This window comes from Streptomyces sp. DH37 (assembly GCF_029813835.1).
In the GTDB taxonomy this organism is placed as follows: Bacteria; Actinomycetota; Actinomycetes; order Streptomycetales; family Streptomycetaceae; genus Streptomyces.
On the sequence record NZ_JARVKV010000063.1, the window covers coordinates 1 to 19,036 of the forward strand.

Below are 19,036 nucleotides of genomic sequence, written 5' to 3' on the forward strand. Positions count from 1 at the left end.
GCTCTACACACTCGCTGTCGTCGGCAGCGTCAGTTGTGTATAAGAGACAGGGCGTCAGGTGGCCGGCAGCACCACGACCCGGTCGGGAGCGGCCGGATCGTACGCGATGGAGTCCCCCGGCCGGTGCCAGTGCAGCGCGAAGCGGTGGCCCGCCCGGTACGCCTCCAGCCCGGCCCGGCAGTAGGCGACCATGTCGTCGGGCAGCGCGTCCAGCGGGAACCAGTCGAGCTGCGAGCACTTGTCGGGCTCGGCGTTGACCGGCTCGCGCCCCTCCCCCGCCCACGCCTCGAAGAACCACCCCATCCGGGGATCCCCCGTCGGGGAGCGGTGCTGCATCACGAGGGCGACCTTCACGTCCCCGGGCGCGAGCCGCAGCCCGAGCTCCTCGTGCGCCTCCCGGATCATCGCCTCCCGCACGTCCTCGCCGTCCTCGGCGTGGCCGGACGGCGCGTTCAGCAGTCCGTCCGCGTAACCGGTGCCGGCCCGGCGCGCGAGCAGCACCTCGCCGCCGCGCCGCAGGACGAGATGGACGTCGACGACCTCGCTGTGCCGCCTTCTGCTCCACGGTCTCCTCATGCTCCTCATGGGGCGCGATCATCGCACCGGCCGCTGACAGCGGCGCCCCGCGGCGGGGCGTTCCTGTGGGGGCGCTCAACTCCGGCTCAACACCGCCATAAGGATCGGCCCGGCGGGCCGCGGAGCGGGGAATCGCCTGGTCACCGTGGTTAGCGTGCCGGTAGCCGGGGCCCGTTCGCGGGGGAGCGGCCCCGCCTCCCCGCGCATCCCCGCCCCCGTGGCCGAAGGAGAACCCCACGATGACCGTTCGCCGCAGGACCGCCGCCGCCCTCGCCGCCGCCGGGGCCGCGCCGCTCGCGCTGACCGCGCTGGCCGCCGGCCCCGCCGCCGCCCACGGCTCCCTGACCGACCCGGTCGGCAGGGTGGCGGCCTGCCACGCGGAAGGTCCGGAGAGCCCGAGGTCGGCGGCGTGCAGGGCGCTCGTCGCCGTCGGCGGGACCCAGCCGCTGTACGACTGGAACGAGGTCAACATCGGCGACGCCGCCGGACGGCACCGGGAGATCATTCCGGACGGGAAGCTGTGCAGCACGGGCCGCGACAAGTACAGGGGCCTGGACCTGCCGCGCGCCGACTGGCCCGCCACCCCCGTGAGCGCCGGGGAGCGCACCTTCCGGTACCGGGCGACCGCGCCGCACAGGGGCTCGTTCGAGCTGTACATCACCAGGGAGGGCTACGACCCGACCCGGCCGCTGACGTGGTCGGACCTGGAGCCGGAGCCGTTCGCGAAGGTCACCGACCCCGTGCTCCGGGACGGTTCCTACGTCTTCTCCGGGACGGTGCCCCAGCGGTCCGGCCGCCACCTGGTCCACGGCGTCTGGCAGCGCTCGGACAGCCCCGAGGCGTTCTACACCTGCTCGGACGTCACCTTCGGCGGTTCCGGGAGCGGCGGCGGCACGGCTCCCGCCGCCCCGACCGAGGAGCAGCTGGAGGAGGGCGCCGGGAAGTCCACCGTGAGCCACGGCGGGCACGGCGGCGACGGGCACGGTGAGGAACACGGTGACGGACACGGGCCCGCCGGGACCGGCGGGCCCGGCGAGTCAGGCGAGTCCGGTTCCGGGGCCTCCGCGCCGGCCGCCGGGCGGACCACCGGGCCGGCCGGGGCCGCCGCCCCGCTCCCCGGCGACGCCGAGGCGCCCGAGGGCGCCGGAAGGCCCGCCGCCGGCGGGGGCACCGCCCCGGCCGGCGAGCAGCCCATAGGCCTCGCCGACACCGGCGGCGACGAGGGCACCACCGCCGTCGCCCTCGGCGGCACCGCCGCCGTCGCCCTGGGCGGGGCGGTGCTGCTGGCGACCGCGCGCCGCCGCTCCCCGAGCCGCCGCCACCGCGCCTGACCGGCGCCCCCGGCCGCGCCGCCGTCGCCCTCACCCCGTCCGGGGCGACGGCGGCGCCGCGCGTCCGGACGCGGCGGGTACGCACGGGAGAAGCACCTCGGGGGAAGCGCCCGGAAGAAGGCGCTCGGGAGAAGGCGCTCAGGAGAAGTAGGACAGGCAGTTCACCGGCCGGGCGTTGGCCGGGTCGAGGGCGTTGGCCGTCAGGTGGAAGGTCAGCCGGTCGGACAGCGCGACGGCCAGGTGCTCGGAGAGGTCGACCGCGCACACGTCCTGGAGCAGGATGTTGCGGACGTTCGGCCCGTCGAGGAACTGCGTGCGCCAGGGCGTGACGACCTGGTCGTACCGGGTCGCGATCACGGTGTACGCCACGCCGGGCACGGTGTCGCCGCCCTCGTTGAGCCTCCGGAGGAAGTCGGAGCCGGCGATCTGGTCCCGCAGGGCGGGGGTGTGGGTGCCGAGCAGGTCCTCGGCGCCGGGGAAGTGGTCCAGCAGCCGGGTCAGGCCGTGCAGATCGGTGCCGTGGTTGCTCGGGGCGATGCCGACCAGGGCGTTCACCTTGCCGGCTCCGCCGAGGAACTTCAGGTAGTGGCGGGGCATCATCCCGCCCTGGGAGTGGCCGACGATGTCCACCTCCGCCGCCCCGGTCGCCTCCAGCACCCCGTCGACGTACGCGGCCAGCTGCCGGGCCGAGGCGTCGACCGGGCCGAGGCCGTGGAAGAGGGGCACGCCCGGCAGCCGGCCGTAGTCGAGGGAGAAGACGCAGTAACCGCGCGCGACCAGGTAGGGGGCCAGGCCGAGCCAGTTGTCGACGGAGTTGCCGAAGGTGCCGTGCACCAGCACCACGGGGCGGGGGTGCCGGGCGGAGGGGGTGCAGGAGTAGTCGTTCCAGCCGCTGCTGCCGGCCGCGGCGACGGCGGAGGCGGGGGCTGCGGCGGGGGTGGCGGCCTGGGCGGCCGTGGGCACGAGCGCGGCGGTGGCCGCGAGCACCAGCGCCGGGAGCAGTCTTCGTACGCGTTCCAGGGACGGCTTCATGGGGCCTCCTCGCCCTGTCTGCTATGTCCATGTCAACGTACTGGTGAGTAGGCGAGCTGCCCACCCCCCTCGCGGCACTTCGCCCCGCCGGAGACGACCGGAGGGGCCGGGCGCGAGGAGGCCGGGGGCGGTCCCCTCGCCCCCGGCCTCCTCGTGCGGCCCCCCGCGGCCCTGCCGGCCCCGGCCCCGGCCCGGCGTCAGCCCACCGGCGCCGGCAGGTCCACCAGGGCGGCGAGCGCGGCGCGGTGGCGGTCCGGGGTGCCCAGCGCGATCTGGTCGGCCTTGGCGCGCTTGAGGTACAGGTGCGCCGGGTGCTCCCAGGTCATGCCGATGCCGCCGTGGAGCTGCACGCACTCCTCGGCCGCCCGCACCGCCAGCTCGCCGCAGTGGGAGGCGGCCACCGCGACGGCCACCGGGGCGTCCGGGTCGCCGGTGGCGAGGGTGTCGGCGGCGTACCGGGCGGCGGCCCGCGCGCCCACCACCTCCAGCCAGAGGTCGGCGAGGCGGTGCTTGAGCGCCTGGAAGGAACCGAGCTGCCGCCCGAACTGCCGCCGCTCCGTGAGGTGCCCGACCGTGGCGGTCAGGCACCACTCGGCGATGCCGAGCTGCTCGGAGGCGAGCAGTCCGGCGCCGGTCAGCAGGGCGCGCTCCAGCGCGGCGGGGGCCCGCTCCGCCCCGGCCAGCCGCCGGGCGGCGGTGCCGCCGAAGGTCACGTCGGCCAGCGGCCGGGTGAGGTCGAGGGAGGTGCGCGGCACCACGGACAGGGCCGCGGCGCTCGTCTCGACCGCGTACAGCCCGGGTCCGTCCCGGCCCTCGGCCGGTACGAGCAGGACGTCGGCCGCCACCGCGTCCGCGACCGAGGTGACCGTGCCGGACAGGGTGCCCGCGCTGTCGGCCCGTACGGCGGAGGGGAAGGCTCCCGTCCCCGGCACCGCGGAGAGCGGCACCGCCGGCGCGGCGGTGCGCTCGCCGGCGGCGAGGGAGGCGAGCAGATCCGCCGCCTCGCCGCCGTCCGCGTCCTCCAGGGCGAGCAGGGCGGTGGTGGCCAGGACGGTGCTGCCCAGGTACGGCGTCGGCGCCGCCGCCCGGCCGAGCTCCTCCAGCACCACCGCGACCTCGCGGAGCGAGGCGCCGGCGCCCCCCGCCTTCTCCGGGACGGCGAGGGAGGCCGCGCCCAGGTCGCGGGCGAGGGTCCGCCACAGCCCCCGGTCGTACGGCTCGCCCGTCTCGCAGCGGGCCAGGACGCTCTCGGGCGGGCAGCGGTCGGCGAGCAGCGCGCGGACGCTCGCCCGCAGCTCCTCCTCGATCTCCGAGTAGAGAAGGTCCGTCATCGGGCGAGCTCCTTCCAGGGGACGTCCTTGTCGGTGCGGGGCTCGGCGGGCAGTCCCAGCACCCGCTCGGCGATGATGTTGCGCAGGATCTCCGAGGTGCCGCCCTCGATGGAGTTGCCCTTGGCGCGCAGATAGCGGTAGCCCGCCTCCCGGCCGGTGAAGTCCACCGCCTCCGGGCGGCGCAGGGTCCAGTCGTCGTAGGCCAGGCCCTCCTCGCCCAGCAGCTCGACCTCCAGGCCGCTGAGCTCCTGCGCCAGGCGGGCGAAGGCGAGCTTCGTCCCGGCGCCCTCGGGGCCGGGGTGCCCGGCGGTGAGCTGCTGGCGCAGCCGCTCGCCGGTGAGCCGGGCGACCTCCGCGCCGACCCAGCCCGCCAGCAGCCGCTGGTGGAGACCGTGGGTGCGCAGTTCGGGGCGCTCGCGCCAGGCGGCGGCGACCTTGCCGACCATGCCGCTCTCGCGCGGCATCCGCTGGCCGCCGATGGCGACGCGCTCGTTGTTGAGGGTGGTCTGGGCGACCTTCCAGCCCTCCCCCACCTCGCCGAGGCGGTGGGCGTCGGGGACGCGGACGCCGGTGAGGAAGACCTCGTTGAACTCCGCCTCGCCGGTGATCTGGCGCAGCGGCCTCACGTCGACCCCGGGGTCGGTCATGTCGCAGACGAAGTAGGTGATGCCGCGGTGCTTGGGAAGGCCCGGGTCGGTGCGGGCGATCAGGATGGCCCAGCGGGCGTTGTGCGCGCTGGAGGTCCACACCTTCTGGCCGTCGACCACCCAGGAGTCGCCGTCGCGCACCGCGCGGGTGGCCAGCGCCGCCAGGTCGGAGCCGGCGCCCGGCTCGCTGAACAGCTGGCACCACACCTCCTCGCCGGTCCACAGCGGACGCAGGAAGCGCTCCTTCTGCTCCTCGGTGCCGTACCGCAGGATCGTGGGCGCGGCCATGCCCAGGCCGATGCCGTTGCGGCCGGGGTCGTTGTCGGGGGCGCCGGCGGCGGCCAGTTCGGCGTCGACGACGGCCTGGAGCGCGCGGGGCGCGCCGAGCCCGCCGAGGCCGTGGGGGAAGTGCACCCAGGCCAGCCCCGCGTCGTAGCGGGCGCGGAGGAAGTCGAGCGGTTCGGTGACGGCCGGATCGTGCTCCGCGAGCAGCGTCCGGGTTCGGCGGCGCAGTTCGTCCGGATCGGTCACGGGGGCGTTCGCAGGGGGCACGGGATCTCCTTCGCGGGCCACGACTAAGCGCTTGCTTATACTCACGGCATACCGACCGGTACGTCAATGCCCCGGACGGCACGCCCCGCCGCCCGGGCGGGACCCCGGTCAAGGGCCGGTGATTTCACCGATGCGGAAGTCACCGCTCCGACTCCACGATGACGCCTGTCCGACCCCCCGGGAAAACCCTAGACAACGGGAGAAAACCCTCATGGAGCCGCAGCAGCACGAAGCGACCCCGAGCACGGCCGGAAGAGGGCGTGGGCGCACCCCCCGCCGCGTGACCAAGCTGGGCGTGGCGCTGGCGATGGTCCTCGGCGGCGTGGGCGTCGCCCTGCCCACCGCCCAGGCGTCCCAGTCCTCCCAGAACGCCGCCGCGTCCACCGCCGTGCAGGCGGCCGAGAACCCCTACGAGCGCGGCCCGGCCCCGACCGAGCGGAGCATCGAGGCCACCCGCGGCCCCTACGCGGTCTCCGAGGCCAGGGTGTCGTCCCTGTCCGTGACCGGCTTCGGCGGCGGGACGATCTACTACCCGACCACCACCAGCGACGGCACCTTCGGCGCGGTCGCGATCTCCCCCGGCTACACCGCCGACCAGTCCAGCATGGCCTGGTACGGCCCCCGCCTGGCCTCGCAGGGCTTCGTGGTCTTCACCATCGACACCAACAGCCGCTACGACCAGCCCGCCAGCCGCGGCGACCAGCTGCTGGCCGCGCTGGACTACCTCACCCAGCGCAGCTCGGTCCGGAGCCGCATCGACAGCAGCCGGCTGGCGGTCATGGGCCACTCCATGGGCGGCGGCGGCAGCCTGGAGGCCGCCAAGGACCGGCCGTCCCTGAAGGCGGCGATCCCGCTCACCCCCTGGAACCTCGACAAGACCTGGCGCGAGATCACCGTCCCGACCTTCATCGTCGGCGCCGACGGCGACAGCATCGCCTCGGTCAGCTCGCACGCGGAGCCGTTCTACGAGAGCCTGCCGACCTCCACGGACCGGGCGTACATGGAGCTCAACAACGCCAGCCACTTCACCCCGAACACCTCGAACACCGAGATCGCGAAGTACAGCATCTCCTGGCTGAAGCGCTTCGTGGACAACGACACCCGCTACGAGCAGTTCCTGTGCCCGCTCCCCCGGCCCAGCCTCGCCATCGAGGAGTTCCGCGGCAACTGCCCGCACTGACGCCGGCCCCCGGGGCCGCGCACGGGCCCCGGCACGAGGCGGCGGCCGCCGACGGCGGTCGCCGCCTCCGCGCGTCCCGGCGTCCCTCCCGCGCGCCTGCCGGGTGTGACGTGCGCCAAAGGGATTGGCGCCCGCGCGCCCGGCAAGGCAGGGTAGAGGGTTGACGCAGCGGGACACGCACGACAGAAGGAGCCCCATGAGAATCGGCATCGTCGGAGCCACCGGCCAGGTCGGCACAGTGATGCGCGAGATCCTGGCCGAGCGCGACTTCCCGGTGGAGCGGCTGCGGCTGTTCGCCTCGGCTCGCTCGGCCGGACGGACGCTGCCCTGGAAGGACGGCGAGGTCACCGTCGAGGACGCGGCCACCGCGGACTACGCGGGGCTGGACGTCGTGCTGTTCTCCGCGGGCGGCGCCACGTCCAAGGCCCTGGCCCCGAAGGTGGCCGCGGCCGGAGCCGTGGTCATCGACAACTCCTCCGCCTGGCGGCTGGACCCCCAGGTCCCGCTGGTGGTCTCCGAGGTGAACCCGCAGGCCGTCGCCGAGCGCCCCAAGGGCATCATCGCCAACCCGAACTGCACCACCATGGCCGCGATGCCGGTGCTGCGGCCGCTGCACGCCGAGGCCGGGCTGACCGCGCTGGTCGTCGCCACCTACCAGGCGGTGTCCGGCAGCGGTCTGGCCGGTGTCGCCGAGCTGGAGGAGCAGACCCGCAAGGCGGTCGAGGGCGACGCCGCCCGGCTGGCCTTCGACGGCTCGGCGGTCGAGTTCCCCGAGCCCGCCGCGTACGTGCGGCCCATCGCCTTCAACGTGCTGCCGATGGCGGGCTCCGTCGTCGACGACGGCCTGGGCGAGACCGACGAGGAGCAGAAGCTCCGCAACGAGAGCCGCAAGATCCTCGGCATTCCGGAGCTGAAGGTCTCGGGCACCTGTGTGCGCGTGCCGGTCTTCACCGGCCACTCGCTCCAGATCAACGCCCGCTTCGAGCGGCCGATCAGCGCCGAGCGCGCCCGGGAGCTGCTGGAGGGCGCTCCGGGCGTGGTCCTCTCCGAGATCCCCACCCCGCAGCAGGCCGCCGGCCAGGACCCGACCTACGTGGGCCGGATCCGCCCGGACGAGACCGTGGAGCACGGTCTGGCCCTGTTCTGCTCCGGTGACAACCTCCGCAAGGGCGCGGCGCTCAACGCCGTGCAGATCGCGGAGCTGGTCGCGGCCGAGTCCCGCTAGCCGCCCGGCGGGCCGCCGGACACGTACCGGTCAGCGTCGCCCGGTACGCGGCCCCTCACGCACCGCCCGGCCCCGGTCCCGCCTCGCGCGGGGCCGGGGCCTCGCCGTCGCTGCCGCCGTCGCTGCCGCCGGGCGGGGAGGCGGGTGAGGGTTCCGGAGGTCCGTGCGCGCCCGCCCCGGCCCGCCCACGCCGGGGCGGGCGGGCCGGGGCCGGACGGTCAGCCGAGCCGGGCGCCGTAGTCGCGCAGCGCCTCGGTCAGCGGCTGGTAGAAGGTCGTGCCGCCGGAGGAGCAGTTGCCGCTGCCGCCGGAGGTCAGGCCGTGGCCGGTGTCGCCGGAGAACAGCGGGCCGCCGCTGTCGCCGGGTTCGGCGCAGACGGTCGTCTGGATCAGGCCGTCGACCCTGCCCTGCGGATAGGTCACGGAGACGTTCAGCGCCGTGACCTCGCCGTCGCGGACCCGCGTGGTGCTGCCGCTGCGCCGCACCTCCTGGCCGACGATGGGGTCGGCCGCCCGGGCGATGGGCTGGCTGGACCCGTCGTACAGGTTCACCCGGCTCGGGTGGTCCGTACGGGCGGTGTACTGCACCAGGGCGTGGTCGTCACCGGGGAAGTCGCTCGCCACGGTGACGCCGGTGACCCTTCCGAACCGGGTCGTGGACCAGCCGTTGAAGAGCTCGGCGCAGTGGCCCGCGGTCAGGAAGTACGGCATGCCGTTCCGGACGACGTTGAAGCCGAGCGAGCAGCGCGCGCCGTCCCCGCGCCAGATCGCGTCGCCGCCGAGCGCCAGGGGCGCGAACCTCCCCTCCGAGCGCTTGAGGACGGCCGTGTCGCCCCGCTCGGCGACCCGCTTCCTCAGGTCGGCCAGGGCGTCGCCCCGCACCGTGCTGTCCGCGGTGACGACGACCTTGTTGAGCCGGTGGTCGACGGCGCGCGCGGTGCCGGGGACGCTCTTGGCCGCGAGGTCCTTCTGCACGGTGCCGAGCCGCGCGAGGGAGTACCGGACGATCCGGGGCTCGGCGCCGGCCCGCCGGACCTTCTCCGCCCCCGTTGCGCTGAGGACGTTGACCACCAGCGTGCGCGCCCCGGCGTCGTAGTAGGCCCCCGCCATGTCGTTCTTGAGGTCGCCCTCCAGGGTCGAGGCCAGTTCGCCCGCGGCGGCGGGGGTGAGCGGTCTGGGCGCGGGGGACGGGGTGTCCGCGCTCGCCGGGGCGAGGGGGCCGGAGAGGAGCGCCGCCACGCCCGCGCCCGCGATGGCGATGCGCCGTGTGAGTGTCCGTCGGTGTTTCAACACTGTGCCTCCCGTGGGGGTGGGACCCGCCCGCGAGGGCGCGGCCCCGGAGGAATGTCCGGCCCTGTCATCCTTTTCCTCCACCGACGGAGCTACACACCGAGAGTGTCCGTTCGATTTCGGAGGGTCACGGACTCGATGTCGGCCATCATCCCCGCGACGGCGCCGTCCGGCACCTCGGGCCCGCACTCCCGCGGCGCCCGCCCCGGCGCACACGGCGGAGCCCCCGCCCGGCGCGGCCGGACGGGGGCTCGTGGTGCGGTGAGGATCAGTGGACGTTCATGCCGTACGCGTTCAGCGCCTCCACGACCGGCTGGAAGAAGGTCGTGCCGCCGGTGCGGCAGTTGCCGCTGCCGCCGGAGGTGAGGCCGAAGGCGGTGGTGCCGTAGTACAGCGGGCCGCCGCTGTCGCCGGGCTCGGCGCAGACGTTGGTCTGGATCATGCCGTAGACGACGTCGCCGCCGCCGTAGTTGACGGTGGCGTTCAGGCCCGTGACGCGGCCGCTGTGGGTGCCGGTGGTGCTGCCGCGGCGGTAGACGGTCTGGCCCACGGACGGGTTGGCGGCCCGGGTGATGTCCTGGCTGCCGACCGTGCCGGGGCGGCTGACGGAGCTGGTGTAGCGGACGATGCCGTAGTCGTTCCCGGGGAAGCTGGTCCCGGCGGTCGAACCGAGGGTGGTGGAGCCGTTGGTCCAGGTGGAGGTGCCCTGGGTGCAGTGGCCGGCGGTCAGGAAGTAGTCCGCCCCGCTGCTGTTGCGGACGTTGAAGCCCAGCGAGCAGCGTCCGCCGCCGCTGTAGATGGCGTCGCCGCCGGAGATCAGCTTGTTGAACGTGCCGGGGGTGCGCTCGACGCGGATCGCGTCCGCGCCCGCGCCGGCGGTCCTCTTGATCTTGGCTATCTCGGCCTGGCTGACGGTGCTGTCCACCGTGACGACCAGGGTGTTGGTCGCCTTGTCGGTGTACCAGGCGGTACCCGCGACGTCCGCGGTCTTCATCGCCTTGTCCGCCATCGCGACCTGGGCCGCGGGCGAGGGCGTGGGGGCGGCGCTCGCCGAGGTCGGCAGGGCCATGGCGGCCGCGGCGACGACGGCGGAGGCCGCGGCGAGAAGACGGATGCGGCCTCGTCTGGCGGAAGCACCGTGGGGGGAGGTGCGCTGGGTCCTCACTGGCTGTTCCTCCTGTGAAGGATATGGGGGGAACCCGCGATGGGGGCGCGGGCGCAGAGGCGAGGGCAGGGACCCGCTGTGCGACGCGTCCCTGACAAACACCGGGACGGAGTATTCACACGTTCGTTCTGCGCGCGCAAGGGGGCCGTTGCGCCAAGTTGCATCGCTCAGCGCACCGGCCGCCCCGTATAGCGGACATGAGCGGACGTCAGCGGCGGCCTCAGCAGTCGCAGTTGCAGTTGCACCCGCCGCCGGAGCCGCCGGAACTCCCCGAACCGCCGGAGCTGTTGCAGCACTTGCAGCAGTCACCACAGCAACTGCAGCAGTCGCAGCACCCGGAGCAGTCGATGGAACGGCACAGCCCCTCGCGTCTGCGCCTCGACCAGGGGCCCTCGTACTCCTCGCGGCAGCAAATCTGACCGGTGCAGAACAGCCCCGTCCACACCGCGCAGCCCGCCAGCAGCCCCCGGCGCCGCGGCGGGCCGGGAAAGGGCGGGCCGGGGTGTCCGGGATGACCGGGGAGACCGGGATGCCCCGGACGTCCGGGGTGCGGCGGGCTGACGCGCGCCGCCGCGAAGGCCCGGTCCACCGCGTGCCGCAGCTCGTGGCCGAGCAGTACGCGCACCAGCGCGGCGCCCCCCTCGTCCCCGAACTCCACGTCCCGCAGCGCCAGCCGTACGCCGTGCGCGGCGTCGTCGCACAGCCGGCGCACCTCCGCCAGGGGCGTGCCGGTGACGGCTATCGGGTTCCAGGCGCCCGCCTCCTCGTCGGCGGCCAGGTCCTCCACGGCGTCCAGCAGGTGCGCCAGCCGGCCGAAGAGCCGGCCGGCCTCGGCCAGCGGCGCCGCGTTGCCGGGCCGCCCGGCCAGCACCGCGGTGTGGGCGAAGGCCGCGGCGGTGGCCGTCTCGGTCGGCTCGGTGACCGCGAGCAGCGAACCGCCCGGCCCCGTCGCGGCCTCCACCAGCGGCTGCCGTCCGACGGCCTCGGTCAGCACCGCGGTGTCGAAGCCCAGTTCCGCACCGGTGCGCGCCCCCGCCCGGTCCCAACCGGCCGCGACCCTGCGGGCCGCCGCCGCCACCGGGCGGCGCGCCATCGCGCCGTCCCCGTCGGCGACGTGGTCGCGCACCTTGGCCGAGGCCAGCACCAGGGAGACCGCCGCGGCCAGCCGGGCGCCCTCGCCGCGGGCCACGGAGGCGGTGCGCATCCCGCGCAGCGGGCACGGTCCGGCGGTGCGCCGCAGGCCGCCGGAGCCGCCGGCCGGGCGCGGCGTCTGCGCCTCGGTCAGCACGGAGACGACGAGTCCGTCGTAGTTGGTGACCACGCGCGCGAACTGGCCGTGGTCCCGGCGCAGCGCGAGGCAGAGCCCGCACAGGTGCGCCGTCCAGGCGGCCAGCAGTTCCCCGTTCAACCGGTGACGGCACGGCCTGACGATGCCGAACAAGTTTCCCCCCGTTACCCCTGACGCATGAGTGTCCGTCACGATACCGGGCACTTCACCCGTATGCCCTTGGTGACCACCCGTCCGGCGGGACCGCCCGGTTCCGCGCCGCGTCACCGCCCGCGCACGCCCCCGGCCCTCGCGCCGGGGGCGCGCCACGCGCCTCCTGTGCACCAGAACCGTCACGAATCCCGTGCGGAACGGGTAACTGTTTGGCGCGTTGTCAGCATCATGGACGACGATAGGGGTGCGGGCCCCGCGGCGGAGGCGCTGCCAGACACGGTGGACCGTGCATGTGAGAGGAGGCGTCCATGGGATCGGTGCGCAAGGCGAGTGCCTGGCTGGGCCTCGTCGACGACAGCGAGATGCGTTACTACGACGACGAGTACGCCGAGGGTTCCGAGTCCGAGGACGTCCGTGAGACCTGGGTCACCGACCCGCGCGTGCGCGTGACCGCCGAGACCGCCCAGGGGCAGGGCACCCGGATCGCGACGGTCACCCCCGACGGCTTCCGGGACGCCCGCGGCATCGGCGAGCTCTTCCGCGAGGGCGTCCCGGTGATCGTGAACCTCACGGCCATGGAGCCCGCCGACGCCAAGCGGGTCGTCGACTTCGCCGCCGGCCTGACCTTCGGGCTGCGCGGCTCGATCGAGCGCGTGGCCACCCGCGTCTTCCTGCTGACCCCTCCCGACTACCAGGTGATCAGCGGCGAGGAGCGCCGCAGCCCCGACGGCTTCTTCAACCAGAGCTGAGGCCCGGCCGCGCCCGGCCGGGCGCTCACCGGAACGCGTCGATGCCGGTGAGCGCCTTGCCCAGCACCAGCTGGTGCATCTCCACCGTGCCCTCGTAGGTCAGCACCGACTCCAGGTTCGTGGCGTGCCGCATCACCGGGTACTCCAGGGAGATCCCGTTGGCGCCGAGGATCGTGCGGGCGGTGCGGCAGATCTCGATCGCCTCGCGCACGTTGTTGAGCTTGCCGAAGCTGACCTGCTCCGCGCGCAGCCGCCCCGCGTCCATCCGCCGTCCCAGGTGGTGGGCGAGCAGGACGCCCTTGTGCAGTTCCAGCGCCATGTCGGCGAGCTTGGCCTGGGTGAGCTGGAAGCCGCCGATCGGCCGGCCGAACTGCTCCCGGGTGCGCGCGTACGCGAGGGCCGTCTCGAAGCAGGAGCGGGCCGCGCCCATCGCGCCCCAGACGATGCCGTAGCGGGCGTGGTTGAGGCAGCTCAGCGGGCCGCGCAGGCCGGTGACGCCCGGCAGCACCGCGTCGGCGGGCAGCCGTACGCCGTCCAGGACCAGCTCGCTGGTGACCGAGGCGCGCAGGGACCACTTGTGCCTGATCTCGGGCGCGGAGAAGCCCGGGGCGTCGGTGGGGACGACGAAGCCGCGCACGCCCTCGTCGGTACGGGCCCAGACGACGGCGACCGAGGCCACCGAGCCGTTGGTGATCCACATCTTGCGGCCGGTCAGCACCCAGTCGCCCCCGTCGCGCTTGGCGTGGGTGCGCATCCCGGCCGGGTCGGAGCCGTGGTCGGGCTCGGTGAGGCCGAAGCAGCCGATGGCCTCGCCGGAGGCCATGCGCGGCAGCCACTGCCGCTTCTGCTCCTCCGAGCCGTAGCGGTGGATGGCGTACATCGCCAGCGAGCCCTGCACCGAGACCAGCGAGCGGATGCCGGAGTCGGCGGCCTCCAGTTCCAGGCAGGCCAGCCCGTACTGGACGGCGGACGCCCCCGCGCAGCCGTAGCCCTGGAGCGACATGCCCAGGGCGCCGATCGAGCCGAGCTCGCGGGCCAGCTCCCGGATGCCGGGCAGCTCGCCGCGCTCGTACCACTCGGCGACGTGCGGCAGCACCCGGTCGGCGGCCCAGGAGCGGACGGTGTCGCGCACCGCCAGGTCCTCGGGCTCGAGCAGGTCGTCCAGGCCGAGCGGGTCGGCGGGGTCGAACGGGGGCGGGGCGGAGCTGGACACGGTGGCCTCCGGCTGGGGTTCCTCGAGGGTCGCGCCCGACGTTACGGCCGGGTAACCCCGGTGGACAAGAGGGGGCCGCCCTGCTGTCCGGGCAGCTCGGCGGGGGGCGCGGGGGCGTCCGCGCCGTCCCGGCCCGGCTTCCCGTCCGGCCCCTTTCCGGTCTCCTCGCCCGGCTCCACGGCACGCGCCCCGTCCCGCGCCCCGTCCCGCACCGTGGCCTCCACCGCGCGCGGCAGCCGCAGCGCGGCCAGCGCGCCGAGCAGCAGCAGCCCGGCGCTGACCAGCAGCGTCATCTGCAGCCCGTGGACGAAGGACTCCCGCGCCGCCGTGCGCAGCGCCTCGCCGGCCGGTCCCCCGAGCCGCTCGGCGACCTCGTACGCCTCCCCCAGCGAGTGGGCGGCGTCGCGCCCGGCCTCCTCCGGCACGCCCGGCGCCCGCCGCACCCCGGGGGCGTAGGCGGCGTTCATGACGGTGCCCAGGATCGCGATGCCCATCCCCGCGCCGAGCTGGTACGCGGTCTCGCCGATCGCGGCGGCGCCGCCCGCGTGCCGGGCCGGGGCCTCGCTGAGCATCGACTCGTAGGCGCCGAACAGCGTCGTCTCCAGCCCGAAGCCCAGCGCGACGAAGCCGCCGACCAGGAGGACGGGCTCGTCCCGCAGGCCGACGCCGGTCAGCGACAGCACGGCGGCGGCGGTGAGCAGGAAGCCCAGGGACACCATGGCGCGCGGCCCCAGGCGGCGCAGCATCCGGGAGCCGGCCAGCCCGGCGGCGATCGCGGCGAGGCTGAGCGGCAGCAGCCGCAGCCCGGTCTCCAGGGGGGTGAGGCCGAGGACCAGCTGGAGGTACTGGGCGGCGATCAGCGCCAGGCCCACCAGCGCCAGCACGGTCAGCACGATGCAGGCCACGGCCGTGCCGAAGGCGGGCCGGGCCAGGGTGGCGCAGTCCACCAGGGGATGCCGGCGGCGGAGCTGGCGGCGTACGAAGAGCGCGAGCAGCGCCGCTCCCAGCACCAGCGGCCCCAGCGTCCCGGCGTGCAGGACCTCGCCGCCGCCCGCCCGCTTCACGCCCAGGATGAGGGCGCACAGCCCGGTGGCGGCCACGAGGGCGCCGACCGCGTCCCAGGGGCCGTCGCGGTCGCCGGTGGACTCCGGCAGCAGCCGCCACCCGGCCGGGATGCACAGCAGCATCAGCGGGATGTTGACCAGGAAGACCGAGCCCCACCAGAAGTGCTCCAGCAGAAAGCCGCCGACCAGCGGCCCGACGGCGGCGCCGACCGCGGCGACGGCGCTCCACACGCCGATGGCCAGCGCCCGCTCGCGGCGGTCGGGGAAGACCTCGCGCAGGATCGACAGGGTGGCCGGCATGATCATCGCGCCGCCGACGCCCAGCAGGGCGCGCGCCGCGATCAGCGTCCCCGGCGTGTGCGCGTACGCCGCCAGCGCTGAGGCGACGCCGAAGATGGCGTATCCCCCCAGCAGCACCCTGCGCCGCCCCACCCGGTCCCCGAGGGTGCCGAAGAGGATCAGCAGGGAGGCGCAGACGAGCGGGTAGGCGTCGACGATCCACAGCAGCTCGATGGCGCCGGGCCGCAGCGCCTCGGAGACGGCGGGGACGGCGACGTGCAGCACGGTCGCGTCGACGGCCACCAGGAACAGGCTGACGCACAGGACGACGAGCACGGTCCAGCGGCTCGCGCCGCCGCCCCGGGCGGGGCCACCGCCCGTTCCGGCCGGCCGCCGCTGCCGTCCGGCCGTTCCCGTCCGTCGCGGTCCCTGCCGGGGGACGTCCGCCGCCCTGGTGGCTCCGGCCGTGGTCGTCCCGGACATGTACGCACCTCCTGTTGCGCTCGCGCCACCGCCGCCGTGGGGAATGCCGGGACGCCGGGGCAGCGTCCGGCCCGGTGGGGAGGGACGAGTAGTGCGCCAGCGTACGCGAGTCCTCCGCGCGGTCGCGTGGCTCACCTCACGTTGACACCGGCTCGGGATCCGCCCCGCCGCTTCTCCCCGGACCGATACCCTCCCCGTTCATGCCCGCGAGTGACACCGTGCCCCCCTTGCCCGCGCCGCGGGGACCCGCCCCGTCCACCGCCCTGCCCACGGCCCTGCCCGGGGTCCCGTCCACTGCCCTGCCTGGCGCCCTGCCCACCGCCCTGCCCCGGGCCCCGCTGCCGGCCGTCGGGCACCAGCCCGGTCCCCCGGGAGCCGGCCCCGGGGGCGGCCGGTCCGGGAGCCGGGGCCGTTCCGTCCGCGAGGCGGTCCGGTACGCGGCGCCCGCGCTGCTGGCCTACGCCGGGGTGCGGGCGCTGGGCCTGCTGGTGCTGGCCGCGTGGGCCGCGGCGGAGGGCGGGAGCGCGCACACGCTGCTGTCGGCCCGCTGGGACTCGCTGTGGTACGCCCGCATAGCGGAGGACGGCTACGGCTACACCGCCCGTCTGCCGGACGGCGGGGCCCATCCCGACCTCGCCTTCTTCCCACTGCTGCCCGCCCTGGAGCGGGGGGTGTCCGCCCTCACCCCGCTGGGCGCGCCCGACGCCGGGCTGTTCGTCAGCGCCGTCTCCTCGCTGTGCGCCGCGGCCGCCCTGTTCGCGATCGGCGACCGCCTCCACGGCAGACGGGCGGGCGTCACGCTGGCCGTGCTCTGGGGGGCCCTGCCCGTCGGGATCGTGCAGTCGATGGCCTACAGCGAGTCGCTGTTCACGGCGCTGGCCGCCTGGGCCGTGTACGCCGTGCTGACCGGCCGGTGGGTGTGGGCGGGCACGCTGGCCGCGTTCGCCGGGCTGACCCGCCCGGTGGGTGCGGCGGTGGTCGCGGCGGTGTGGCTCACCGCGGCCGAGCGGCTCCGGCGGGAGCGGCGGCCGGCGCCGCGCGTGGTGGCCGGGGCGGCCCTCGCCCCGCTCGGCTGGCTCGGCTACGTGGGCTGGGTGGGCCTGCGGACCGGCAGCCCCACCGGCTACCTGGAGGTGCAGGGGCAGTGGGGCAACGGCTTCGACGGCGGCCTGGCCTTCGCCGCCTTCATCGGGGAGCACCTCACCGGCTCGGTGGCCGGCGGCGTGGGACTGCTCGCCGGGGTGGCGCTGGTGGTCTGGCTGTACGTGCTGTGCGTACGCCGGGGGCAGCCGCTGCCGCTGCTGGCGTACGCGGGGACGGTCGTGCTGCTCGCGCTGTGCGCCAAGGGCTACTTCGGGTCCAAGCCCCGGCTCCTGATGCCCGCCTTCCCCCTGCTGCTGCCGGCCGCGGCCGTCCTGGCGCGGTGGCGCACGGCCGTCTCGGCGGCGGTCCTGGCCGCGGCCGCGCTCGGCTCGGCGGTGTACGGGGCGGTGTGGCTGCACGGCTCCGGACCGCCCTGACCGCGCCCGGCGGTACGCCGGTTAATGCCCGGTGGACTGCGCCCGTCTTTTGGGGAAAAGAACACGCAGAGCCACCTCGATAGCGGCCGGGGACGCGCCGGTCGGAAAATCCGCCGACTTCTCCCGGACGTGCGAGAACGGCCTCCTCGAGTACGCGCGGAAGACCGTTGCACATCACATAGGCATTACGAAGCAGGTGGCCGGTTCGGTGCCGCCCGTCACCGCCTGTAATCTCGTTGGAGTGCGTACCGACCGGATCTTCGCCCGCCTGGAACAGGAGCCAGCGAGGCCGCTCACTCCCCCGCCGGGGATGAGCGGCACCCGCAAGACGCTCTTCTTCACCACGCTGGGCCTCTACGCGACCATCGTGGCGGCGGTGCTGACCACCTCCCGGCTGGTCCGGCTGGACTGGCAGGTCATGCTCTTCCGCCCGTACAAGCAGTGGCCGGAGCTCCACGCCTTCCTCGACTACTTCGTGGTGCTCGGCCAGCGCGGCCCCACCGCGGTCCTGGTCGCCGCCTGGCTCGGCTGGCGCTCCTGGCGGCAGCGGACCCTGCGCCCGCTGCTGGCCCTGGGCACCTCCCTGCTGCTGCTGAACCTGACCGTGGGGGCGGCCAAGCTCGGCATGGGACGCGAGGGCCCGCACTACGCGAACCGCATCGGCGCGAACGAGATGTTCCTCAGCGGCGATATATTCCCCTCCGGCCACACGGCGAACGCCGTGGTCACCTGGGGCATCCTGGCCTACCTGGCCACCACGCCGCGGGCGAGGCGCTGGCTGTCGGTCGTCGCGGCGGTCTTCGCGCTCGGCGTCGGCGCCACCACCGTCTACATCGGCACCCACTGGGTCAGCGACGTGCTCCTGGGCTGGGCCGCGGGACTGCTCATCCTGCTGGCCCTGCCCTGGTTCGAGCCGCTGGTCACCCGTGTCGAGGCCTATCTGCTCAGCCGCTGGTACCGGCTCCGGGAGGGGGCCGCGTCCCTGCCGGGGCGCCTGTGGCCCGCCGGGGCGCGCACCTCGCCGGCCGCGCGGCTCGGCAGGGTGGAGGCGCGCCGGTCCGGCCGGTCCGAACCGTCCCTGTCCGCCCCGCTCCCCGCCGACCGGCCGGGCCGCGCGGCCGATCCCCGCTCCCACCACCCCGCCCACGCGCGGCAGCACTCGGTCCGCCCGGACCGCTCCCCCGCCACCCCCGGCGGCAGCCGCCGGCCGTACGGCGAGCGCACGGTGTCGCGGACCGCGCCGCTGGGACCGCGGAAGTGACGCCGCGGAAGTGAGGATGCCGTAGCGCCGTTCCGGCGCGCCGGGGGGGCGGACGGTACGCACCACTCTCCCCCTTCCCGCACGGCCCCCGCACGGCTCCCCCGCACGGCACGGCCCCCGCCGCCCTCCACGAGGGCGGCGGGGGCCGTCGTACGCGGTCAGCCCTTCCAGCAGCGGACCACGGTGCCGTCCTCCACGGTGAAGTTCAGCCGCCCCGACAGGTACTCCATGGTGATGACCGCGTCCGGCGGAAGGGACCTGACGGTGGTCCAGCCGCGGTCGCGGGCCTGCTGTTCGGCGGCGGAGGCGTCGAGTCCGACGTAGGTCTCGGGGTCGTCGTCCGGCGTGCGCGGGTTCGTGGGTACCGGTGCCATGCCAGCACCGTACGGTGTCGGCCGGGCAGCCGGAAGTTCCGGCCGGATCATGGCGCCGTCACGCTTGTGTCACAACGCTCCGCAGCGTGTCCGCCGCCGCCCGCACCGCCCGCGCGGGCCGTCCGCGGCGCACCGGATTCCGTCCGCCGGAATTCCCCTCCGCACGGCCGGAAACAGCTGGCAATCACAGGAAAGCGCTGGAAAAACGGTCCGCGCGCACGCGGGGAACACCGGACACCGATTCTCGAAAACCCTTCAATTCTCCTTCGCAACAGGCATGTTTACGGAAATCCTCTCGCGGTATCCGAGGGTGAGAGGAGCCTC

The 19,036-nt window shown here is 75.0% G+C and carries 15 protein-coding genes and 1 pseudogene; 6 read left to right on the forward strand and 10 right to left on the reverse strand.

Going from position 1 to position 19,036, the window contains the following annotated elements; all coding sequences use genetic code 11:
- Positions 1 to 54: 54 nt before the first annotated feature.
- Positions 55 to 552: pseudogene (locus tag QC029_RS24590) on the reverse strand (NUDIX domain-containing protein); the annotation flags it as partial.
- A 263-nt stretch (positions 553 to 815) separates the two neighbouring features.
- On the opposite strand from QC029_RS24590, the gene QC029_RS24595 reads away from it, so the two are divergent.
- The gene (locus QC029_RS24595) at positions 816 to 1,907 is read left to right on the forward strand and encodes a lytic polysaccharide monooxygenase (RefSeq protein WP_279557966.1); all 1,092 of its coding nucleotides are present in this window, start codon (positions 816 to 818) and stop codon (positions 1,905 to 1,907) included.
- 138 nt (positions 1,908 to 2,045) lie between these two features.
- On the opposite strand, the gene QC029_RS24600 is transcribed toward QC029_RS24595, so the two are convergent.
- The 3 genes from QC029_RS24600 to QC029_RS24610 form a co-directional block, all read right to left on the reverse strand.
- On the reverse strand, positions 2,046 to 2,939 hold the full coding sequence (locus QC029_RS24600) for a triacylglycerol lipase (RefSeq protein ID WP_279557967.1): 894 nt from the start codon (positions 2,937 to 2,939) through the stop codon (positions 2,046 to 2,048).
- Positions 2,940 to 3,136: 197 nt separating this feature from the next.
- A complete protein-coding gene (locus tag QC029_RS24605; RefSeq protein WP_279557968.1) occupies positions 3,137 to 4,270 on the reverse strand; it encodes an acyl-CoA dehydrogenase family protein in 1,134 nt (377 codons plus the stop codon).
- Complete coding sequence (locus QC029_RS24610) at positions 4,267 to 5,448, reverse strand: acyl-CoA dehydrogenase family protein (RefSeq protein WP_279558000.1); 1,182 nt, start codon at positions 5,446 to 5,448, stop codon at positions 4,267 to 4,269. Before QC029_RS24610 ends, QC029_RS24605 begins: the two co-directional genes overlap by 4 nt.
- A 301-nt stretch (positions 5,449 to 5,749) precedes the next feature.
- Between QC029_RS24610 and QC029_RS24615 the strand changes: the two genes are divergently transcribed.
- Together QC029_RS24615 and QC029_RS24620 are read left to right on the forward strand one after the other, a co-directional pair.
- A complete protein-coding gene (locus QC029_RS24615) occupies positions 5,750 to 6,649 on the forward strand; it encodes an alpha/beta hydrolase (protein ID WP_279557969.1) in 900 nt (299 codons plus the stop codon).
- A gap of 196 nt (positions 6,650 to 6,845) precedes the next feature.
- Positions 6,846 to 7,874 (forward strand): aspartate-semialdehyde dehydrogenase, encoded by a 1,029-nt coding sequence (locus tag QC029_RS24620; protein WP_279557970.1) that lies wholly within the window; start codon positions 6,846 to 6,848, stop codon positions 7,872 to 7,874.
- A 218-nt stretch (positions 7,875 to 8,092) separates the two neighbouring features.
- Here the strand turns inward: QC029_RS24620 and QC029_RS24625 are convergent, their stop codons facing one another.
- The 3 genes from QC029_RS24625 to QC029_RS24635 form a co-directional block, all read right to left on the reverse strand.
- The gene (locus tag QC029_RS24625) at positions 8,093 to 9,163 is read right to left on the reverse strand and encodes a S1 family peptidase (RefSeq protein ID WP_279558001.1); all 1,071 of its coding nucleotides are present in this window, start codon (positions 9,161 to 9,163) and stop codon (positions 8,093 to 8,095) included.
- A gap of 268 nt (positions 9,164 to 9,431) precedes the next feature.
- Positions 9,432 to 10,328: a S1 family peptidase gene (locus QC029_RS24630; RefSeq protein WP_279557971.1), complete on the reverse strand. Its 897-nt coding sequence runs from the start codon at positions 10,326 to 10,328 to the stop codon at positions 9,432 to 9,434.
- Positions 10,329 to 10,548: 220 nt separating this feature from the next.
- Positions 10,549 to 11,769 carry a DUF5685 family protein gene (locus QC029_RS24635; RefSeq protein ID WP_279557972.1) on the reverse strand — a complete coding sequence of 407 codons (1,221 nt, stop codon included), beginning with the start codon at positions 11,767 to 11,769 and terminating at the stop codon, positions 10,549 to 10,551.
- 308 nt (positions 11,770 to 12,077) lie between these two features.
- Between QC029_RS24635 and QC029_RS24640 the strand changes: the two genes are divergently transcribed.
- Positions 12,078 to 12,518, forward strand: a complete 441-nt coding sequence (locus QC029_RS24640; RefSeq protein ID WP_279557973.1) for a cell division protein SepF — start codon at positions 12,078 to 12,080, stop codon at positions 12,516 to 12,518.
- 25 nt (positions 12,519 to 12,543) lie between these two features.
- On the opposite strand, the gene QC029_RS24645 is transcribed toward QC029_RS24640, so the two are convergent.
- Both QC029_RS24645 and QC029_RS24650 read right to left on the reverse strand, forming a co-directional pair.
- On the reverse strand, positions 12,544 to 13,731 hold the full coding sequence (locus QC029_RS24645) for an acyl-CoA dehydrogenase family protein (protein ID WP_279557974.1): 1,188 nt from the start codon (positions 13,729 to 13,731) through the stop codon (positions 12,544 to 12,546).
- A 41-nt stretch (positions 13,732 to 13,772) separates the two neighbouring features.
- Positions 13,773 to 15,557, reverse strand: a complete 1,785-nt coding sequence (locus QC029_RS24650; RefSeq protein WP_279557975.1) for an MFS transporter — start codon at positions 15,555 to 15,557, stop codon at positions 13,773 to 13,775.
- A 200-nt stretch (positions 15,558 to 15,757) separates the two neighbouring features.
- Between QC029_RS24650 and QC029_RS24655 the strand changes: the two genes are divergently transcribed.
- Entirely contained in the window at positions 15,758 to 17,077 is a 1,320-nt protein-coding gene (locus tag QC029_RS24655; protein WP_279557976.1) for a mannosyltransferase family protein, read from the forward strand.
- Between the two features lie 241 nt (positions 17,078 to 17,318).
- Positions 17,319 to 18,338, forward strand: coding sequence for a phosphatase PAP2 family protein (locus tag QC029_RS24660; protein WP_279557977.1), 1,020 nt, complete (start codon positions 17,319 to 17,321; stop codon positions 18,336 to 18,338).
- A gap of 158 nt (positions 18,339 to 18,496) precedes the next feature.
- Here the strand turns inward: QC029_RS24660 and QC029_RS24665 are convergent, their stop codons facing one another.
- Positions 18,497 to 18,712 (reverse strand): I78 family peptidase inhibitor, encoded by a 216-nt coding sequence (locus QC029_RS24665; RefSeq protein ID WP_279557978.1) that lies wholly within the window; start codon positions 18,710 to 18,712, stop codon positions 18,497 to 18,499.
- Positions 18,713 to 19,036 lie beyond the last annotated feature (324 nt).